19 protein-coding genes are annotated in these 18,194 nt (G+C 62.2%); all 19 read left to right on the top strand.

Features of this window, described 5'->3' with window-relative positions:
• Positions 1-123: 123 nt before the first annotated feature.
• Complete coding sequence (locus tag H559_RS19100) at positions 124-399, top strand: hypothetical protein (protein WP_034639943.1); 276 nt, start codon at positions 124-126, stop codon at positions 397-399.
• Positions 396-1,118, top strand: a complete 723-nt coding sequence (locus tag H559_RS0105480; protein ID WP_028451870.1) for a hypothetical protein — start codon at positions 396-398, stop codon at positions 1,116-1,118. The genes H559_RS19100 and H559_RS0105480 overlap by 4 nt, the downstream gene beginning before the upstream one ends.
• Positions 1,115-1,669: a DUF1441 family protein gene (locus H559_RS0105475; protein ID WP_028451869.1), complete on the top strand. Its 555-nt coding sequence runs from the start codon at positions 1,115-1,117 to the stop codon at positions 1,667-1,669. Before H559_RS0105480 ends, H559_RS0105475 begins: the two co-directional genes overlap by 4 nt.
• A complete protein-coding gene (locus tag H559_RS22570) occupies positions 1,662-1,844 on the top strand; it encodes a DUF1382 family protein (RefSeq protein ID WP_155845307.1) in 183 nt (60 codons plus the stop codon). The genes H559_RS0105475 and H559_RS22570 overlap by 8 nt, the downstream gene beginning before the upstream one ends.
• Positions 1,841-3,760: a phage terminase large subunit family protein gene (locus tag H559_RS0105465; RefSeq protein ID WP_051278970.1), complete on the top strand. Its 1,920-nt coding sequence runs from the start codon at positions 1,841-1,843 to the stop codon at positions 3,758-3,760. Before H559_RS22570 ends, H559_RS0105465 begins: the two co-directional genes overlap by 4 nt.
• 85 nt (positions 3,761-3,845) lie before the next feature.
• A complete protein-coding gene (locus H559_RS0105460; protein ID WP_034639941.1) occupies positions 3,846-4,319 on the top strand; it encodes a hypothetical protein in 474 nt (157 codons plus the stop codon).
• A 492-nt stretch (positions 4,320-4,811) separates the two neighbouring features.
• The gene (locus H559_RS0105450; protein WP_051278969.1) at positions 4,812-5,066 is read left to right on the top strand and encodes a DUF6148 family protein; all 255 of its coding nucleotides are present in this window, start codon (positions 4,812-4,814) and stop codon (positions 5,064-5,066) included.
• The gene (locus tag H559_RS21490; RefSeq protein ID WP_051278968.1) at positions 5,066-6,772 is read left to right on the top strand and encodes a phage portal protein; all 1,707 of its coding nucleotides are present in this window, start codon (positions 5,066-5,068) and stop codon (positions 6,770-6,772) included. The genes H559_RS0105450 and H559_RS21490 overlap by 1 nt, the downstream gene beginning before the upstream one ends.
• The gene (locus tag H559_RS0105440) at positions 6,753-8,663 is read left to right on the top strand and encodes a phage major capsid protein (RefSeq protein WP_028451863.1); all 1,911 of its coding nucleotides are present in this window, start codon (positions 6,753-6,755) and stop codon (positions 8,661-8,663) included. The genes H559_RS21490 and H559_RS0105440 overlap by 20 nt, the downstream gene beginning before the upstream one ends.
• Before the next feature lie 52 nt (positions 8,664-8,715).
• Positions 8,716-8,898, top strand: a complete 183-nt coding sequence (locus tag H559_RS0105435; protein WP_155845306.1) for a hypothetical protein — start codon at positions 8,716-8,718, stop codon at positions 8,896-8,898.
• Positions 8,898-9,170, top strand: a complete 273-nt coding sequence (locus H559_RS0105430; RefSeq protein ID WP_028451861.1) for a head-tail joining protein — start codon at positions 8,898-8,900, stop codon at positions 9,168-9,170. Before H559_RS0105435 ends, H559_RS0105430 begins: the two co-directional genes overlap by 1 nt.
• A complete protein-coding gene (locus tag H559_RS0105425) occupies positions 9,167-9,583 on the top strand; it encodes a hypothetical protein (protein WP_028451860.1) in 417 nt (138 codons plus the stop codon). Before H559_RS0105430 ends, H559_RS0105425 begins: the two co-directional genes overlap by 4 nt.
• 77 nt (positions 9,584-9,660) lie before the next feature.
• Positions 9,661-10,305 carry a phage tail tube protein gene (locus H559_RS0105420; RefSeq protein WP_028451859.1) on the top strand — a complete coding sequence of 215 codons (645 nt, stop codon included), beginning with the start codon at positions 9,661-9,663 and terminating at the stop codon, positions 10,303-10,305.
• A 134-nt stretch (positions 10,306-10,439) separates the two neighbouring features.
• Positions 10,440-10,748: a phage tail assembly chaperone gene (locus tag H559_RS19090; protein ID WP_051278967.1), complete on the top strand. Its 309-nt coding sequence runs from the start codon at positions 10,440-10,442 to the stop codon at positions 10,746-10,748.
• Between the two features lie 29 nt (positions 10,749-10,777).
• Complete coding sequence (locus tag H559_RS0105410; RefSeq protein WP_211230895.1) at positions 10,778-11,113, top strand: DUF1799 domain-containing protein; 336 nt, start codon at positions 10,778-10,780, stop codon at positions 11,111-11,113.
• Between the two features lie 38 nt (positions 11,114-11,151).
• Complete coding sequence (locus H559_RS21485) at positions 11,152-15,459, top strand: tape measure protein (RefSeq protein ID WP_028451857.1); 4,308 nt, start codon at positions 11,152-11,154, stop codon at positions 15,457-15,459.
• The gene (locus H559_RS0105400) at positions 15,456-16,358 is read left to right on the top strand and encodes a hypothetical protein (protein ID WP_028451856.1); all 903 of its coding nucleotides are present in this window, start codon (positions 15,456-15,458) and stop codon (positions 16,356-16,358) included. The genes H559_RS21485 and H559_RS0105400 overlap by 4 nt, the downstream gene beginning before the upstream one ends.
• Positions 16,358-16,966: a hypothetical protein gene (locus tag H559_RS0105395; protein WP_028451855.1), complete on the top strand. Its 609-nt coding sequence runs from the start codon at positions 16,358-16,360 to the stop codon at positions 16,964-16,966. The genes H559_RS0105400 and H559_RS0105395 overlap by 1 nt, the downstream gene beginning before the upstream one ends.
• Positions 16,963-18,189 (top strand): hypothetical protein, encoded by a 1,227-nt coding sequence (locus H559_RS0105390; RefSeq protein ID WP_155845305.1) that lies wholly within the window; start codon positions 16,963-16,965, stop codon positions 18,187-18,189. The genes H559_RS0105395 and H559_RS0105390 overlap by 4 nt, the downstream gene beginning before the upstream one ends.
• Positions 18,190-18,194: the final 5 nt, after the last annotated feature.

The following is an 18,194-nucleotide window of genomic DNA, read 5'->3' as shown; positions in this document are numbered from 1 at the left end:
GCGGTGTGCCTCTCTTTTTTTTATCTCTCACATGTATATGTATGACTCACATGAGTAACGTGAGTAACAAGTAAACAAAATCAGCAACTTAGCCGGATTTCATGAGTAACAGAAGTGAGTAACATGAGTAACAAGCCGAATTTTGTCTTTTCCAGTGGTGATGCGGACGCCATTCCGGCTGAAACTGATCGCCGGTTCGCGGTGGCTAAGCCCGGCAATCTGCGCGAGGCCATGCCAGAAACCACTGCGTTTATTGACAGCCTGCGCGCCGTGTTCGGCGCCGATCTGATCAACCGGCAGATCAAGGGCGGCATGAATGGCCAGCCCACGTTCTACGCCCGCGAGAACGGCATTGAAGTGGGTACGCCGGTGGTGCAGGGCGGGAGGCTGGCGCGATGATCCGCATCAGCGTCGACACTTCGGCTGTCGCCCAGCTTGGCGACAAGATCGCCCGCAAGGCGCAGCGCTGCACCGCCATCGCGCTGACCAAAACCGCGCAGCACGCCCAGCGCGAGGTTGTCAGCGATCTGGGGCGAGTGCTGGATCGCCCCACGCCCTTCACTCAGCGCGCCACCGTGGTGAAGGCCGCCAAGTACGATCGGCCGAACCGGATGGTGGCCAGCGTGCAGTGGAAAGACTGGCAGGCCAAATACATGCAGCACATGGTGGCCGGCAATCCGGCGCAGCGGGCGCCCAAGCGCTTCGAGCTGGCCCTGCAGGCGGCCGGCGTGATGCCGCGGGGCTGGTATGCCGTGCCGGCGCGCGGGCTGGGGCTAGATGGTTACGGCAACGTTGGGCGCGGCTTCATCATGAAGATCATCAGCCAAATTGGCTCTGAGCTGCTGGATGGGTATTACAACCGCAGCCGCGATGCGAAAAAGCTGGCCGTTAACAAACGCCGGAACGGCTCCTTCTTTGTCAAGTTGCCCGGCAACCGCGAAGGCCTGCCGCCAGGCATATACCAGCGCATTGGCGGTGGGCTGGGCCAGAAAACCCGCATGGTGCTGGCCTATGTGCAGCATGCTGGCTATCGCCCGCGTTTCGACCTCGACCAGCGCGGCCAGCAGGCCGTAGACCGGCACTTTGCCACCGAATTCCAGAAGGCATTTGCAACATGAGCAACTTCGTCAACCAGGCCGAATTCGCCCGCATGCAGGGCTGGGCCAAATCGTATGTCACCAAACTCAAGCAGGCCGGCCGGCTGGTGTTCGATACCGAAGGGCGTATCGACGTGGCCGCCAGCCTCGACCTGATCGCCAAGACCGATGGCGGGGCGCGGCCGGATGTGTCGGCGCGGCATGCCGCAGGCCGTGGCGACGAGCCTGCCGACGACGGCGAGGCCGTGGGCGAGCTGCCCGACGGCATCCCGTACAAGATTGTCAGCGAGTCCAAGAAAGCCCACTACCAGGCACTGCAGGCGGAGGCCGACTACCGCCGGCGCATGGGCGAGCTGGTCGAAGCGCAGGACGTGGCCGCCGCCGTGGCCGATACCGTTATCACCCTGCGGCAGAGTCTGGAAAACCTGCCGGGGCGGCTGGCTAGCGAGCTGGTCGGCAAGGGGCTGGACGACATTCGCGCCGCGCTCAAGCAGGCGATCTTCGACAGTCTGGGCGAAATGGAGCGCAATTTTGACCGCCGGCTGGCGGAATTGGGGGAAGGGAATGATTGAGCGTGCACATCCAGCGGATTTGAGGAAGGCAATGATGGCTGCGGACCAATTAGCGCGGGCTGGGGTGCTGTTTGTTCCTATGCCCTGCCGAAATCTGGAGGAGATGAACGCGCTGCTGATCGCGTCAATGGAAAAACTTGACCAGATTGCCAATGAGGCAGAGGAGGTGGTGTGACCGCCAACGCCCACGCCATCACCTTCAAGGCCGCGCAGCGTGCTGTGCGCCCCAAGCAATTCCTGTCCGTGTCCGAATGGGCCGACCGCCACCGCAAGCTGGCCAGTGAAGGCAGTGCCGAGCATGGCGACTGGAAAACCAGCCGCACGCCGTACCTGCGCGAAATCATGGATGCACTGTCCGAGGATTCGCCGGTGCGCGAAGTGTGGTTCATGAAATCCTCACAGGTCGGCGGTACCGAGGCTGGCTCGAACTGGCTGGGCTACATCATGGCGCATGCCAAGGGGCCGGTGGGGGTGATCATGCCGACCGAGAAAGGCCTGCGCGACTGGTTCAGCCAGAAGTTCGACCCGATGAGTGAGCAGACGCCGGCCATCCGTGAAGTGTTGGCGGTGCGCGGGGCGAAGTCGGGCGACAACAGCGCCGAGCGCAAGCGCTTCATCGGCGGCATTCTGTACGCGAAAACCGCCGGTTCGACCACCGATCTGAAGTCCACCAGCTTGCGCTATGCGATGCTGGATGAGGTGGACGAGTACGACTGGTCCACCCTGCAAGGCGATCCGGTCGAGCTGATCAAGGTGCGGCTGACGACCTATCACGACCGCAAGCTGTTCGGCGTGAGCTCGCCCACCATCAAGGACGGCAGCAAGATCGAGGAAAAATTCCACGGTGGCGACCAGCGGCGTTTCCATGTGGCCTGCCCGCATTGCGGCGAGCGCCAGCATCTGCGCTGGTCGCAGCTGCAGTGGCAGCGCGTCGGCCCGCGTGTCGATCGCGCCTGGTATGTCTGCGAGCATTCCGGCTGCGTGATCGAGGAACACCACAAGACCGCCATGCTGGCCGGTGGTGTGTGGGTGGCCGACAACCCCGGTGCGCCGTATCGCAGCTACCACATCAGTGCGCTGTACTCGCCGGCTGGCCTCGGGCTTTCCTGGACGGAGCTGGCCAACGAATGGCTGGAGGCGCAGGACAAGCCGGAAAAGCTGATGGTGTTCATGAATACCCGCCTGGGTGAAACCTGGGCGGATCGCAGCCACGACATCAAGCCGAATGCGCTGATGGCCCGCGCCGATCTGTACGACCTGCGCACGGTGCCGCCCGGTGTGCTGGCGATCACGGCCGGCGTGGACGTGCAGGACAACCGGCTGGAAGTGCAGGTGGTCGGCTGGGGGCGCGACAGCCAGAGCTGGACGCTGGACTATCACACGCTACCCGGCAACCCGGCTGATGAACGCTTGTGGATGCAATTGGCCGAATACCTGAACACCCCGCTGATGAATGCCTGGGGCAAGCTGATGCGCATCGAAGCCACCGCCATCGACTCGGGCGGCCACTTCACGCATGACGTGTACGGCTTCGTGCGCCAGCAGGGCGGGCGGGTGATCGCCATCAAGGGCGCGAACACGCCCGGGCGGGCGATCCTGTCCAAGCCCAGCCAGCAGGACGTGAACTGGCGCGGCCAGACCATCAAAAAGGGCGTGGCGCTGTATACGGTGGGGGGGGACACCGCCAAACACCTGTTGTATGCACGGCTGAACGCCGAAACCGACCCCGAAGCCCCGCGCCGCATGGTGCACTTCAGCCACCAGCTCGACGCCAGCTATTACGACCAGCTGGTCAGCGAAACCTTCAACCCAAAGCGCAACCGCTGGGAAATCAAGAAGGGCAAGCGCAACGAGGCGCTGGACACCTGGGTATACGCCTGCGCCGCCAGCCATCACCCGGCGCTATACATCCACAAGTGGAAAAAGGCCGACTGGGATCGCCGCGAACTGCTGCTGCAGCCCGCCGCCGTCGAGCCGGAAGCCGTCGCGCTGCCGGTAGCTGACAGCCCCGCGCCAGAGCCTGCGCCAGTCGTGCGTCGCCAGCCTGTCGCACCGCCGCGCAGGGGTGGAGGCTTCGCGAAAAGGTGGTAAAATAGTGCCTACAAACAAAGCCTTGCGCTGCATGGGGTAGTGACAGGGCTAAGGAGGCTGAACCGAGGGAATAGGGGAGGCCGGAATGGCGTTATTGGTTGATTTTGATGCACAACTTTGTGCATTGGCGCGACTGATTGAAATGGAGGTCGTGAATTCGGGCGGCTATGCCCAGAACAAGTACGGTGAATCGGGAGGTGGCGGTTACGTTGATATGCTGCCATCCGGGCTGGTCTATCAGGTGTCGGTGCGCGGTTTTGATGGTCGGAAATACACGTTTCCGCGTGAAAAGCTGGAGCAGACCGCCGGCCTGATCCGTGCGCTGCCAAATCCGGCAGACCGGCAGACCATCGAGCTGGTGTATCTGACCTATGGATCGATGAAGGAAAAGGCCAGCCACATCGGCATTCATCCTGATTCGCTGGCGCGCAAGCGCAATCAGGCAGTCGAGCGCTTTGCATTTCACTGGCAGCAATTCCGCCAGGGGCAAATCCGCCTGCCGCGTGGCATGGGTGTGCTTTCGCATTTTGTGGTGCAGGAAGCCGCAAATGCCGCTTGACAGGGGTGTCGGGTGTAACGTACATTTCTGATAACGTGAAAATTATTGCGTCTGAATCAAAAGCCTCCGCGAAAGCGGGGGCTTTTTCATTTCCGCGTCATCATCGGTCTGCTGCGCTTGGTCGCCCACATGCGTCCCCCAAACGCGGGCTATCTTTCGCCTCCCTCCTACCCATTCCCCGGCGCTGATCCGGACTGAGGCAGCAGACCGATGCTGATGCATCATTCATCCCGCCATGCTGAGCCGCCGTTTCGAACGGCAGCAATATGCTCGGGACGCCCCGGCATACCACCGGGGCCCTATTCAAGACGGCGCCCGCCACTGCCATCCGGTACGCGGGCGTTTTCATTTTCTGGCCTGCTGCCGTTCAATCATTTTTGGTGGATTGTCGGACGTTAAACAGCCTGGCGGCGGGCCGCCCCTTTTGCTTCAACTCCTTGGGTGACACGACCCTTGCCCGCCTTGTGCGGGCTTTTTTATTCCGGAGCCTTGATGACTGCCCAAACCGACCGCGCCGAGTCGCTGGCCTTCGCCCGCGAGGCGCTGCTGGCGGTGCGCAATGCCTACAAGGCTTATCAATCTGGCGGCAATGGCGCCGTCAAATCCTACAGCGTGCAGGACCGGCGCATGGAATACCGCGACGCGGCTGATCTGCTGGCGCAGATCAAGCATTGGGAAAACGAAGTCGAGCGCCTGGAGCGCCTGGCTGGCAATCGGCCACCGCGCCGCATTCGGGTGAACTTCTGATGAACTGGCTGAAACGATTGTTCACTGGCAGCCGGGCAGAGGGAACCAGCCTCGGCCTGCCCAAGCGCATGCCGGGGCCAGCTGTGCGCGCCTTCAACGCCGCGCAATCCTCGCGGCTGACGCAAAGCCTGCCGACCACCCCGACCCACATCAACGACGACCTGAAGCGTGGCCTGCGCCAATTGCGGGCGCGGGCGCGTGATCTGGCGCGCAACAACGATTACGCTCGGCAGTTTGTCCGCATGGCGGTGCGTAATCTGGTCGGCCCCGATGGCTTCGGCCTGCAGGTGCAGTGCAAGAAACCGGACGGCAGCATTGATACGGTCGATGCCCGCACGATTCAGGATGCCTTCTGGCAGTGGGCGAAGCCCGGCAGCTGCGATGTCACCGGCAAATTGTCGTTTGTGACGCTGACGCGGCTGCTGGTGCAGACACTGGCCACCGATGGCGAAGTGCTGATCCGTCGCGTGCAGGGCCGTGGCCGTTTCGGCTACCAGCTGCAGCTGCTGGATGCCAGCCTGCTGGATGAGCAGTACAACAGCGGTCCGCTGGACGTGCCACGCATCGTCATGGGGGTGGAGCTGGACGAGTGGGAAGCGCCGGTCGCCTACCACCTGAAACAGCCCGGCCGCAATGGCGTCGAGCGTAAGCGCATTCCGGCTGACGAAATCTTCCACCTGTTCGTGCCGCATGAAATCGGCCAGGTGCGCGGCGTGCCGTGGACGACCACCGGCATGCTGCGGCTGGGCATGCTGGCCGGTTACGAAGAAGCCGCCGTGATCGCTGCCCGCGTGGGTGCATCCAAAATGGGCTTTTTCGTACCGCCCGAGCAGGACAACGGTGGCAGTGCGCTGGAAACCAGCAGCTACACCGCCGACCCGACGGTCACCGATGCCGAGCCGGGCGCCTTCGAGGTGCTGGGCGCTGGCTGGGATTTCAAGTCCTTCGACCCTGACTACCCGCACGCCAATTACGGCAGCTTTGTGAAGACCTGCCTGCGCGGCCTTTCTGCCGGTATGGGCGTTTCCTACAACACGCTGGCCAGTGATCTGGAGGGCGTGAACTACAGCAGCATCCGCGCCGGCCTGATCGACGAGCGCGACGAATGGATGACGCTGCAAAGCTGGCTGATCGAATCCTTCCTCGCCCCGCTGTATTCCGAGTGGCTGCCGCTGGCGATCGTGTCCGGGCGGCTGTCCTTGCCGATGGCGAAGCTGGCGAAGTTCGACGCCGCCCGCTGGCAGGGCCGCCGCTGGCAGTGGGTTGACCCCGAAAAGGACGTAAATGCCAGCGTACTGGCGATTCAGAACGGATTGTCCACCTGGTCGGACGTTTTGATTCAGCAGGGCGTCGATCCAGAAGAACTCAAGCAGCGCTTGCAGCGCGACATCGCCGAATTCGGCCCGTTGATCAAGGAAATGCAGGCGATTTCTGGCGGTGCGACTGGCGATGGCGGGGGGGGCGACAGCTTGAAAGCAATGGCTGACACCTATGGCGTGCTGGTGCGTGCGGGGGCGGTGACGCCGCAGGCCAGTGACGAAGACTTCATGCGCTCCGCAACCGGCTTGCCGCAGGCCAGCCCAGAAGTGCAGGACGCATGGGCTGACGTGGGTGGTGTGCGCCGCCCGATCACGCTGGCGGAAGCCAAAGCTGCCCCAGCAACTGACCAATCTACCGGAGGAGGCAATGCCGAAACCAACCCATAACACGGCGCATCGGCATTTCGAGGTGCGCGCAGATGCCATCAACGCTGAAGAACGCACGCTGACGCTCTCGTTTTCCAGCGAAGAACCCTACCAGCGCTGGTGGGGGGTGGAAATCCTCGATCACAAGCCTGAATCAGTGCGTATGGGGCGTCTGCTGAACAAGGCCCCGCTGCTGATGGATCACAACACCCGCGACCAGATCGGGGTGGTGGAATCCGCCACGCTCAATGGCCGCGGCGAATCTGTTGTCCGCTTTTCGCGTGCTGCCCGCGCCGATGAAATCTTTCAGGACGTCAAGGATGCCATCCGCACCAAGGTTTCGGTCGGGTACATCATTCACGACCTGGTTCTTGAAAGCAAAAACGGCGAACTCGAAACCTACCGGGTAACCGACTGGGAACCCTACGAAATCTCCATCGTGTCTGTCCCGGCAGACGACACGGTGGGAGTCGGCCGCAGTGCCGACGACTTCGACCCGCGCAGCCTGGCCGCGACGCGAGCCGACCCCGAGCCGGCAGACGATGCCGAGCCGCAAGCATCAACCGAAACCCCCGACATTCACGATCTTAACGAGGAAAAATCCATCATGACCGTACAGGTTCAGGATCCACAAGCAGCAGTCGCGGCCGAACGCAGCCGTGTTTCCGAAATCAACGCCATCGGCCGCCAGTTCGGCATGACCGATGCCGCCGCCCGCGCCGTGGAATCCGGCATGGCGGTCGATACCTTCCGCATCCAGGTGATGGACGATCTGTCCAAGCAGAAGGATAGCGGTGTGCGCCATGCCACTGCATCCGACGTCGATGTCGGCCTCACTGATCAGGAAGCCGACCGTTTCAGCCTTCGCCGTCTGGTAGCCTCGGTGGCTGACCCGACCACTGCGCACGCCGCCGGCTTCGAGCTGGAAGCCTGCCGTGCTGCTGCGCAGAAGCGTGGCCAGATTGCTAACGGCAAGGGCACCGCCTTCTGCATTCCGCAGGAAGTGGTGATGCGCAAGATCATGCGCCCGATGGCGCGTGATCTCGTGGTCGGTACGGCCTCGGCTGGCGGCAACCTGGTGGCCACCGACCTGGAGGTCGGCAGCTTCATCGAGCTGCTGATCAATCGTTTGGCGCTCACCCAGCTGGGTATCACCAAGATGACAGGCCTCGTCGGCAATATCGCGATCCCGCGCCAGACCGGCGGTGTGGCCACCTACTGGGTAGCGGAAAACGGCGCCCCGACTGAGTCGCAAGCCAGCTTCGACCAGATCGCGTTGACGCCCAAGACCATCGCCGCCTTCACCGAGGTATCGCGCCTGCTGCTCCAGCAGTCGTCGATCGACGTCGAGTCTTTCATGCAGTTTGACCTGCTGCGCAGCATGGGTCTGGGGCTGGATTTGGCCGGCATTGCTGGTAGCGGCGCATCCAACCAGCCGCGCGGCATTCTGAACACCGCCGGTATCGGCTCGGTGGCAGGCGGCGCGAATGGCGCAGCGATTACCTGGGATCACTTCGTGGATCTGGAATCGGCCGTCGCCAACCTGAACGCCGACGCCGGTGCCATGAAATACCTGACCAACACCAAGGTGCGGGGCAAGGCCAAGAAAACCCAGCAGTTCTCCGGCACCAACGGTTTCAGCCTGTGGGATGCGGTGAAAGACGACACCGTGATCAGCAACCAGATCCCGAGCAACCTGACCAAGGGCTCCAGCTCCGGTGTGTGTTCCGCAATCATCTATGGCAACTGGGCCGACTTGGTGATGGGCCTGTGGGGTGGACTCGATCTGCTGGTTGATCCGTACAGCAACAGCACCACCGGTGCCGTGCGCGTGACGGCCTTCCAGTCGGCCGATTTCAACGCGCGCCAGCCGGCAAGCTTCTCCGCCATGACCGACGCGCTGACCGTCTAATCCATAACCCCTGATGCTGCGCCGGCTCCGCACGGCGCAGCGGGAGCCCATGATGCCGAAACAAAAAATCCTGATCGTTGAGTCCTGCCTGATCGAGGGCCAGCATGTCGAAGCTGGTGAAACCGTCGAGCTGGACGAAGCCACCGCCCACGCGCTGATCGCCAGCCGCCGTGGCGTCGCCGCGCCCGAAGCGCCGGCTGAACCCGAGCCCGCGCCCGACAAAAAGGCCAAGTGATGACCGACGATCTGCAGCCCTTCCTGGCTGATTTCGGCGTGCCGCTGACCTTTGGCGCAAAGACCGAGCGCGTGCTGTTCGACGATGCGCAGGATCAGGCCTTTGGTGGCTATGTCGCCGGCCGTATTGTCACCATCCATTTCGACCGGGCTGATTTCCCCGGCCTCGATGTCGGCAGTGCGGTGACGGTGGCCGGACGCAACTGGACGCTGCAGAGCGCGCCCGTCAGCGATGGCGGGTTTCTCAAGGCAACCCTGGCAGAAGCGCCATGACTAGACTGCAACACATCATCAACCACCTGCAGGCCCAGATCAGCGCGGCTTTGCCTGGGGTTCCCATCGGTTTTTCCGAAGAGGCCGCCTTTGCCGGCACACAGCTGCGCGCCATCGTCACCCAGCCGCTGGATGCCGAGGCATCGAAGCAGGCCGGAGCCACGCTCAAGCAGACTGGTGTCACGCAAAGCTTTGCCATTACTGCCATCGCGCGCGGTGCTACGGCCTTTGCCGAAGTGGAAGCCATAAGCGCGGCGATCACGGCCGCGCTGCAAGCCGCGCCGCCCGAAACGTGCGGCTTTGACTGGCTGGGCGACCGCTTCGAGTTTGTGCAGGAAACCGCCGGCCTGATCGTCGCCAAGCGCAGCGTATACCGCTGCATGTATGCCGTCACGAAAGGCCAGCGCATTTAGCTACATATCCATACCCATCGTTTCCCCATCCGAACCAACCCCGCCAACCCGGCGGGGTTTTTTTTTGGAGCAAGCCCATGTACTTCCCCGAAGAGACGCGGATTTTCTTCCAGTCCGCCGAATCCACCCCGCAGAACATCACTGCGGTTACTGCCGGCAGCCCGGCCGTCATTACTTATGCCGGTACCGACCCGGCGAACGGCGATCTGGTTGCGCTGTACAACGTCTTCGGCATGACGCAGATCGACCAAGCGCTGGTGCAGGTGTCCAACGTCAACGCTGCGGCCAACACCTTCGAAGCCAAGGATCAGAACTTCACCGGTTACGATGCCTTCGCCAGCGGCCAGATGAAAGTCGTGACGATGGCGAACGAAATTACCATCGCTACCGGCTTCTCCAGCTCCGGCGGTGAACCGGAATATGCCGAATGGAAGCTGCTGTGGGACAAGATCAAGCGCAAAAAGCAGATCGGCACCAGCGCCATCAGCTTCGAAATCCCGCTGCTGTGGGAGCCGCTGAACCCGCAGATGCTGGCGATTCAGCAGGCCGCTGATGCCGGCAAGACCCTGGCCTTCAAATTCCGTTTCAAGGGTGGCATGGACATGCTGTTCTTCGGCGAAATCGCCGCCAACTCGCTGCCGACCAGTGTGTCGGACGGGCAGGCGATCAGCACCAAGATCACCATTTCGATGAACAGCCGCCCGCGTTACGTCAGCTACTAATCCGGTTTGACGCGGCCGGCAGGCCTTGCCTGTGCCGGTCCGCCTCCACCGGCTTTGGCCGCGTCACCCCTTGGAGGCACCAATTCCCATGCCCCGCCTTGCGCGGGGTTTTTATTTCCCATGGAGGCAAAACCATGTTCAAGCTCAACCCGAATCCGACCTTTTCCGCGACCTTTGGCCTGTCTGTGCCTGGCGGCAAGAAAGAGCAAGTCACCATCATCTTCAAGCACCTGCCGCGTGCCGAGCTGAAGCAGTTTTTCGAAGAGCTGGAAGGAAAGACTGCCGAAGAGATGCTGTCCGAAATCGTGGTCGGCTGGAAAGGCTTCAGTGAAGAATTTAGCCAGGAAGCACTCGAAGCGCTGTGCATCAACTACCACAAGGCTGGTGCAGAAATCTTCGACGCTTTCCGCCGCGAATTCCTGGATGCCCCCGCAAAAAACTGACGGCCATCGCGCGGCGGTTCGCCGGGCCTGTGCAGAAAAAGCAGGGCGGCATTGACCACGCCGCCGCCCTGGGCATGCCGCCCGAGCTGGTAGCCATGCTGGCTGCGCCCCCGCGCGATGAGCCAGCGGAAGAAATCGAGGTCTACCCCGAAAACTGGCCTGCGCTGCAGGTCTTTCTCGCCATGCAGACGCAGTGGCGGGTCGGCATGGCCGGCGCTACCGGGCTGGATTACACGGCTTTGCCGGCAGTGTTCGAGCTGACCGGCGTTAAAAAGCGCGACCGGCCCGACACCTTCGAGCGCCTGCGTGTGCTCGAAATCGAAACGCTCCGCGTGTGGGGCGAGCAAGCGAAGCAAAAAACCTGACCCCGCCTTGTGCGGGGTTTTCTCTTTTAGGGTGCCCCATGGCGAATGAAGTCAATATCCGCATTTCCGCCGACGCCAGCGGTGTGCAGCGTGGCGCCGATCAGGCTGAGCGCAGCCTGAAGGGTGTTGGCCGCAGTGCGTCCGATGCGTTCGATACGCGCGGGCTGGAAGGCTTCAAATCCGGCCTTGGTGGCATTGCTGCTATCGCGGCGACGGCAGCTACGGCACTGGCCGGGCTGGCCGTGGGCAAGCTGGTGGCTGTCGAGCGCGAATTTGGCACCCTGAATGCCCAGCTGAAAACCGCGACCGGCTCGGTGGCGGCGGCCAATGCCAAATTCGGCGAGATGGAAACGCTGGCCGGCAAGCTGCCGGAGTCGCTTGCTGATACCGTAGGCGCGTTTATCAAGCTGCAAAACCTCGGGCTGGACCCGAGCGAAAAAGCGATTGAGAGCTACAGCAACACTGCCTCGGCCATGGGCAAGTCGCTGACTGACATGATTGAGGCTGTGGCGGATGCGTCGACCGGCGAATTCGAGCGGCTGAAAGAGTTCGGCATCAAGGCCAGCAAGCAGGGCAATGAAGTCAAATTCACCTTTCAGGGCGTGACGACCACGGTCAAGAACAACGCCAGCGAAATCGAAGCCTATCTGCAGAAGATCGGCAATGTGAACTTTGCCGGTGCGTCCGCCGAGAAGATGAAAACGCTGGAAGGCGCGATCAGCAACCTGGGTGACACCTGGGATGGCGTATTCCGCAAGATCAATGGTGCCGGCTTCGGTGATCTGCTGGGTGATGGCATCCGTGGCATCACTGCCGAGCTGGGCAGCCTGGGCGATACGCTGGCGGCCGAGATCGGCGGCGCCGCCAAGGATATGTCGGCGTGGTTTGCCGAAAACCGCGAAGAGCTGGGCCTGATCTGGGATCAGACCAAGCTGCTGGTTGCGGACATCTGGGATGCCGGCAAGGCATTTGCCAGCTGGCTGTCCGAAATGGAGCAGGCCAACGATGGCCTTGAGCTGATCGGCACGGCAGTACTGGCCGTTCGCATTGGCTTTGCCGGGCTGGTGGATGGTGTAAAGATTCTGTCGGCAGGCATCGCCAAGATGGGCGCGATGATTTATGACGCAATGGTCTGGCCGCTGCTGAAAGTGCAGGAAGCCATGAGTGGCGTGCTGGCTGCCGGCAGCAAAATTGCCGATTTCTATGCCAAAGCGGCCGGCGTTATCGGTGCCGATGACATTGCCGCGCAGTGGCGCGGTGCGGCTGATTCAGCCAACAGCTTCAATGCCACCATCCAGAAAAGTGCCAAGTCGGTAAAGGATCATGCGTCCGGCTTCCACGAATTTGCCGATGGGATTTTTGCGGCCTTTGGGCGTGGCGATACCGCCGTCCAGCGCGTCCTGAACCCGACCGAGAAACTGGCCGAGGCAACCAAAAAAGCCGGTGCTGCAGCTGATGATTCGGCCGGCCGCCATCGCAAGCTGGCTGCAGACACCGATGCAGCGGGCAAGGCCGCCAAGGCTGCTGCCGATGCCTATGCGTCCCTGATCAACGGCCTGCAGGGCAAGCTGGTCAAGGTCGACGACAAGAGCGAAGTAGCTCGTGTCGAGCACGTGCTTGCGACCGACAAGGCGCTGAAAGGCTTGAGCGGAACCATGAAGGCCTACGCGCTTGGCCTCGCGGAAGCGGTCGATACTTCGGCAGCTTTCGAGAAAGTCCTTGCCGAGCAGGCAAAGGCCAGCGATGACGCCCACAAGGCCAATATGAAGCTGGTCGAATCCGCGCAGCAGGCTTTCGAGGCCGCGCGCGACGAGCTGGAAAACTACGGCAAGTCGCGGGGCGATATTGCCCGGGCAGTCTCAGAAAAGAAGCGGCTGGAAGTGGCAACGCTGGATCAGGCCATTGCCCAGCTTGAGTTCAATAAGGCGCAGCAGGGCGGCAATCTGCTGCTTGATGCTGAGATCGGGCTGCTGCGTGAAAAGCGCGGCGCGATTGCCAGGCTGGTTGAGCTGAACGACAAGGCGGCTGATGCCTTTGACGGCGTCGACGGCAAAAAGCTGGCGGATGACATGGCAAAGGCTGCCGCAGACGCAGCCAAAAAAGCCGAGGAGGACTGGAAATCCGCCGCGAACAGCATCAGCCAGAGCCTGACTGACGCGATTCTGCGTGGTTTCGAATCCGGCAAGGATTTCGCGCAGAACTTCAAGGATACCTTGAAGAACATGTTCCAGACGCTGGTGTTGCAGCCGACCATCAAGGCGATTATGGCACCCGTCGCGGGCGGGCTGGCTTCGCTGTTGCCGGGTACTGCCACGGCTGGCGGCTTGCCCAGCAGCCTGCTGGGTGGGGTCGGCGGCGGGTTTGATTTCTCCGGCATTTCGGGGTTTTTCTCGAAAGTCATGGGGTCGAACCTCGGCGCAGGGGCGTTTGATGTACTGGGCAGCACCGGCATGGGGCTGGCTACGCAATCCACCGGGCTGGGTGCGCTGGGCGGCTTGAGCGGCCTTAGTACGCTGGCCTTGCCGCTGCTCGGCCTTGCCATTCCGCTGATTTCGAAGCTGTTCAACAAAAAAGGCGGCCCGAAGGAGGGTGGCGAAGCGTGGTACGGCAACAAGGTATTTGATGCCTGGACGCCGGACGGCGCAGACGGCAAGGTCGGACAGGTGATGGGCAAGTTTGGCGACGCGCTGAGCGTGTCGCTGAAGGCGCTGGGCCTGAAGCAGCTGGATGGCTTGTCGGCCAATCTGGGTTTCGATTCGGACCCGAAAGGCACCGCCGGCAGCCGGGTGTCGTCCGGGCTGTTCGTGAACGGCAAGGAAATCTACGGTCAGCTTGCCGAGTTGGGCAAGGATGGTGACATCAGTGCCGAGATGGGCGTGCAGTTTGGCCGGCTGGTGCTGGCTGGCATCAAGGCCAGCGATCTGCCGGACGAGCTGGCGAAGGCTTTTGACGGTGTGGATATTTCCGCGCTCGACGAGGCCGGCGTGCAGGCGCTGCAAGCCAAGCTGCAAGGCATCAAGGCGGTGACGGATGCCTTTATCCAGCTCGGCGACACCATGCCGCAGCTGGCCGGGCTGAGCAGCGATGCGCGCATGGCGCTTGCTGAGGTTGCTGGCGGGCTGGATGCCATGGTGCAGGGTATCGGCAGCTACTACCAGAATTTTTACTCGGAATCCGAGCGCACCGGCATTGCTACACGCCAGCTCAGCGATGCGCTTGGAAAGCTGGGATACAGCCTGCCGGCCAATCGTGAAGAGTTCCGGAAGCTGGTGGAAGCACAGGACCTCAGCACCGAGGCTGGCCGGCAGAATTACGCCACGCTGATCAAGCTCTCCGGCGCATTTGCCGAGCTGAGTCAGGCGGCCTCTGGCCTGGGCGGCAGCCTGAGCGATCTGGCTGCCAATGCCCTTGCCGGGCTGGAGCGTTCGATCAATGCGCAGCGGCAGCAGATCAGCACCGATCTGGCCGGCAAGCTGGACGTGCTGCAGCAGCAGAAAGCCGAGCTGTCCGCGAAGTACGAAGCGGACAAGGCCATCCTGCAGGCGCAGGAGGCTGCCCGCAAGCAGGCCGCCAGTACTGCGGCGGCCAGCCTGCGGGAGTCGCTGTCTGGCCTGCAGCGGCTGTTCGATGCGCTTCAATCCGGCATTGATTCGCTGGTGCAGAAATCGGCGGCCAGCATGGCTGGCGCGCTGGATGCCGCACTGATCGCTGCGCGGGCAGGGGATTTCAGCAAGGCACAGCAGCTCGATATCGGCAGCATTACGCGTATCGACGAAAACGCCTTTGGCAGCGCCTTCGATCTGCAGCGCGCCAAGCTGCAGACCGCAGGAAAGCTGACCGAGCTGCAGGGGCTGGCCGGCGGCAAGCTCACGGCTGGCAATGCCCAGCTCGCCGCGCTGGAAAGTATCAGCTCGGCAGTGAGTGGCGCCGTCGAGGCGCTCGACCGGCAGTACAAGCTGGATGCCGAGCAGCTCGACAAGCAGATGGCCGAAGAGCGAAAGAAAGCAGAAGAGCAGCTGAAATCGCTGGACGACCTGCTTTCGAACGCTAAAGAGCAGCTGGAAATCGCCAATGGCACCTGGCAGGAAACCAAAAACCTGGGTGTGGCGCAGCGTGAGTACGCGGATGCAATCCGTGAGCTCGTGCAACAGCAGGGCAAGCGTTCCGAGGCCGCCGATGCGCGCTTCGAGGCGCTGCTGAAAGCGCAGCAGGAAATGGTCGCCGAGCTGCAGCAGCTGCGTGCCGAGCAGGCCGCGCAGGCCCGCGCCGTGGCAGCCAACACTCAGGCCACCGCCAAGGTGCTGCAACGCTGGGATGGTGATGGACAACCGGAGGTGAGAACGTGACAAGTGGCTTGAAAATTGTCGACCCGCTGCCGGTGGGTGATGCCCAGCTCACATCCAGCAGTGTGCCGGAGGCCGATTACCCGGCGTGGGCTTCCGGCACGACCTACACCGTTGGCCAGCGGGTGATCCGCACACAGACGCATTCTGTCTACGAGCGGGCCACCGCTGGCGGCGGCACGGCTCCGCCGGAAACCGATGCGGTGAACTGGGCGCGGGTAGGCCCGACGAATCGCTGGGCGATGTTCGACCAGGTGAACAGCACGCTGACCACTGCCAGCGGCTCGCTGATCGTGGAAGTAACGCCCGGGCGGGTATTCAATGCCCTGGCGCTGCTGAACGTGCAGGCCGATGCCGTACGCGTGGAAGTGATCGACCCGAACGACGGCACGGTGTACGACCGCACCATCGTGGCGAATGACAACACGCAGATCGGCAGCTGGTGGAGCTGGTTTTTCCAGCCCATCCGCCGCAAGAAAACACATGTTCTTACTGATCTGCCGAGCTATGGCACGGCGAAACTGCGGCTGACGCTGGTAGGCACGGCGGTAGCGGTAGGCACCTGCATTCTGGGCGTCATCAGCGAGTTCGGCGAGGGCATCGAAGCCGGCGCCAGCGCGGGGATTCAGGACTTTTCCCGCAAGGAACGCGATGCGTTTGGCAACTTTGTGCTCGTCGAGCGCAGCTTTGCCCGCACAGCGCGGTGGCAGATGAAGGTGCCGGCCGCACAGGTGGATGCGCTGATCGATTTTCTGGCGGCGCTGCGTGCCAAGCCGGCGCTGTTCATCGGCTCCGACCTGTATTCCGCCACGGTGATCTATGGCTTTTTCAAGGATTTCGACGTGGTGATCGCTTACCCAACATTTTCTGAGTGCTCCATTGAGCTGGAGGGGCTGACCTGATGACTGCACCCACTATTCCCACGCTGCCGCCTGCGCCGCAGCGTACCGACGCCGGCGACGTATTCGCCGCCCGCGCCGATGCCCATGTGGCCGCGCTGGCTGGCTGGACGATTAGCGCCAATCAGCTCGGCGAATGGATCAACGCCACGGCAGCAACGATTGACGCGGACAAGGTTTCCGCAGCGCTATCGGCTTCACAGTCTGCCGGTAGTGCCACGGCGGCCAGCAACAGCGCCAACAACGCCCAGGCCGCCGCGCTGGCCGCGCAAAATGCAGCCGGCCTGCCGCCCCTGCCCGGCGCGGGGCGGCTACTGAAAACCGAAGGGGCGGCGCTGATCATCAGCGGCCCGGTCGATCTGTCGTCCGGGCGCGCGTATGAGGTCGACACCAGCGCAGGGGCATTCCCCGTCAATTTGCCGGCAAGTCCTGTAGCGGGCGATATGGTCTGGATCAACGATCTGAAAGGCACTTTTGGTGTGAATGCGCTGACCGTTCAGCGCACCGGGAAAAAGATCATCGGTAGCGCGGAAGACTTCATTATTGATCTGGCGCGCTTCAGTTGCGTGTTGGTGTACATCAACGACGACTATGGATGGGCTGTTAAATGACTAGGGCATCACAACTGTTCGGCGGCGCAACGCCGATTTGCGACTCCGAGTTGTACCCGGATTCCGGAACCTTGCTCATCAAGCCAGACGCGAGCGAATGGCTGCGCAGCGGCGCGCTGGCGCCTGCGGCGGCATACCCGCTGGCGGCGCAGCACAAGCACCTGACAGTTCTGAATGAAACGCTGAATGTTCCGCTAAGTGCCGCAATCGGTACGGGGCAGTCTCAGCTCGCAACCGATGGCGCGGGCAACTGGATGCGGCCCAGTAATAATGCGGGAAAGATTCTGATCTCGACTGATGACGGCAAAACATGGGCTGAGCGCAACCTTCCGAACGCCTATGCAGTCACTGCGGTTGGTTATGGCTTCGGGAAATGGTGGGTGGTGCAAGTCAGTGGCACTACAGCCTATGCAACAAGCAGCGCTACGGCTGTCGATGGTAGCTGGGCGGCAAATCAGCAGGTCAGTAATGCATATACATCGGGCTCGCGCTGTGAAATCGTCTCGACGCCGTCTGCGCTGCTTGTATTTGTCGCCGTCTATGCAAGCGCATGGAACGGGGTTGACTGTGCTCGCTTCGCGGCTGGGTCTGGAGCCCCGACAACTGTTCGGGTGGCAAACAGCAGTGGCTTGAATTTTGGAGGCGCTGTCGCCGTGGGCGATTATGTTGCAACATGGTTCAGCGGCAGCAGCGCGGTTGGCTACTTTTATGTCAGCACGAACGCCGGTAGTGGCTGGGCGGCAGCCACCCCTACTGTTGATGGCTCGACCTGGAGCGGGGATGGTGCCCAGCAGCTTGCTGGCGATGGCGCAAACATTTACTTGCTAGGCAGGCGCACTAGTCAGGCAGATACCTATCGTCTGTCTCGCGGGGCGACGTTGGCCGCAATGACATCCGTGAGTCTGGCTGGACTGCCCGCGCGTCTGCAGACGAGCGGTGCGCTCTGGAATGGGATTGACGGCGCGCTGCTCACAGCTCTCGACGTCGGCAACGCAAGCCAGCTTCTGGGGCGGGTGGCTGCTGGTGCGGAATTCATCGGCCGCATTGCCACGCCAGCAGGTGGTGCAGCGGCCGTGCGCGAGAGTGCAAGCAGATTGCTTGTTGCCGGGGCGACTGAGGTCAACCGCTGCTCGAAGCCGTATGCGGCCGCTTATGTCGGTACGCTGGTGCTGGATCAGCCGAACGCCAGTTCGCCCGCAGTCCGTTACTACCGCATCAAATAGGAGGC

Origin of the sequence: Chitinilyticum aquatile DSM 21506 (assembly GCF_000430805.1) — a bacterium.
In the GTDB taxonomy this organism is placed as follows: domain Bacteria; phylum Pseudomonadota; class Gammaproteobacteria; order Burkholderiales; family Chitinibacteraceae; genus Chitinilyticum; species Chitinilyticum aquatile.
The sequence above is the reverse complement of the archived record's forward strand: the minus strand, read 5'-3'. Positions and strand labels throughout refer to the sequence as shown.

Excerpts from the sequence above, each read along its gene's own strand:
- H559_RS19100 (WP_034639943.1), top strand. The coding sequence starts at position 124 with ATGAGTAACAAGCCGAATTTTGTCTTTTCCAGTGGTGATGCGGACGCC.
- H559_RS0105480 (WP_028451870.1), top strand. The coding sequence starts at position 396 with ATGATCCGCATCAGCGTCGACACTTCGGCTGTCGCCCAGCTTGGCGAC.
- H559_RS0105475 (WP_028451869.1), top strand. The coding sequence starts at position 1,115 with ATGAGCAACTTCGTCAACCAGGCCGAATTCGCCCGCATGCAGGGCTGG.
- H559_RS22570 (WP_155845307.1), top strand. The coding sequence starts at position 1,662 with ATGATTGAGCGTGCACATCCAGCGGATTTGAGGAAGGCAATGATGGCT.
- H559_RS0105460 (WP_034639941.1), top strand. The coding sequence starts at position 3,846 with ATGGCGTTATTGGTTGATTTTGATGCACAACTTTGTGCATTGGCGCGA.
- H559_RS0105450 (WP_051278969.1), top strand. The coding sequence starts at position 4,812 with ATGACTGCCCAAACCGACCGCGCCGAGTCGCTGGCCTTCGCCCGCGAG.
- H559_RS21490 (WP_051278968.1), top strand. The coding sequence starts at position 5,066 with ATGAACTGGCTGAAACGATTGTTCACTGGCAGCCGGGCAGAGGGAACC.
- H559_RS0105440 (WP_028451863.1), top strand. The coding sequence starts at position 6,753 with ATGCCGAAACCAACCCATAACACGGCGCATCGGCATTTCGAGGTGCGC.
- H559_RS0105435 (WP_155845306.1), top strand. The coding sequence starts at position 8,716 with ATGCCGAAACAAAAAATCCTGATCGTTGAGTCCTGCCTGATCGAGGGC.
- H559_RS0105430 (WP_028451861.1), top strand. The coding sequence starts at position 8,898 with ATGACCGACGATCTGCAGCCCTTCCTGGCTGATTTCGGCGTGCCGCTG.
- H559_RS0105425 (WP_028451860.1), top strand. The coding sequence starts at position 9,167 with ATGACTAGACTGCAACACATCATCAACCACCTGCAGGCCCAGATCAGC.
- H559_RS0105420 (WP_028451859.1), top strand. The coding sequence starts at position 9,661 with ATGTACTTCCCCGAAGAGACGCGGATTTTCTTCCAGTCCGCCGAATCC.
- H559_RS19090 (WP_051278967.1), top strand. The coding sequence starts at position 10,440 with ATGTTCAAGCTCAACCCGAATCCGACCTTTTCCGCGACCTTTGGCCTG.
- H559_RS21485 (WP_028451857.1), top strand. The coding sequence starts at position 11,152 with ATGGCGAATGAAGTCAATATCCGCATTTCCGCCGACGCCAGCGGTGTG.
- H559_RS0105395 (WP_028451855.1), top strand. The coding sequence starts at position 16,358 with ATGACTGCACCCACTATTCCCACGCTGCCGCCTGCGCCGCAGCGTACC.
- H559_RS0105390 (WP_155845305.1), top strand. The coding sequence starts at position 16,963 with ATGACTAGGGCATCACAACTGTTCGGCGGCGCAACGCCGATTTGCGAC.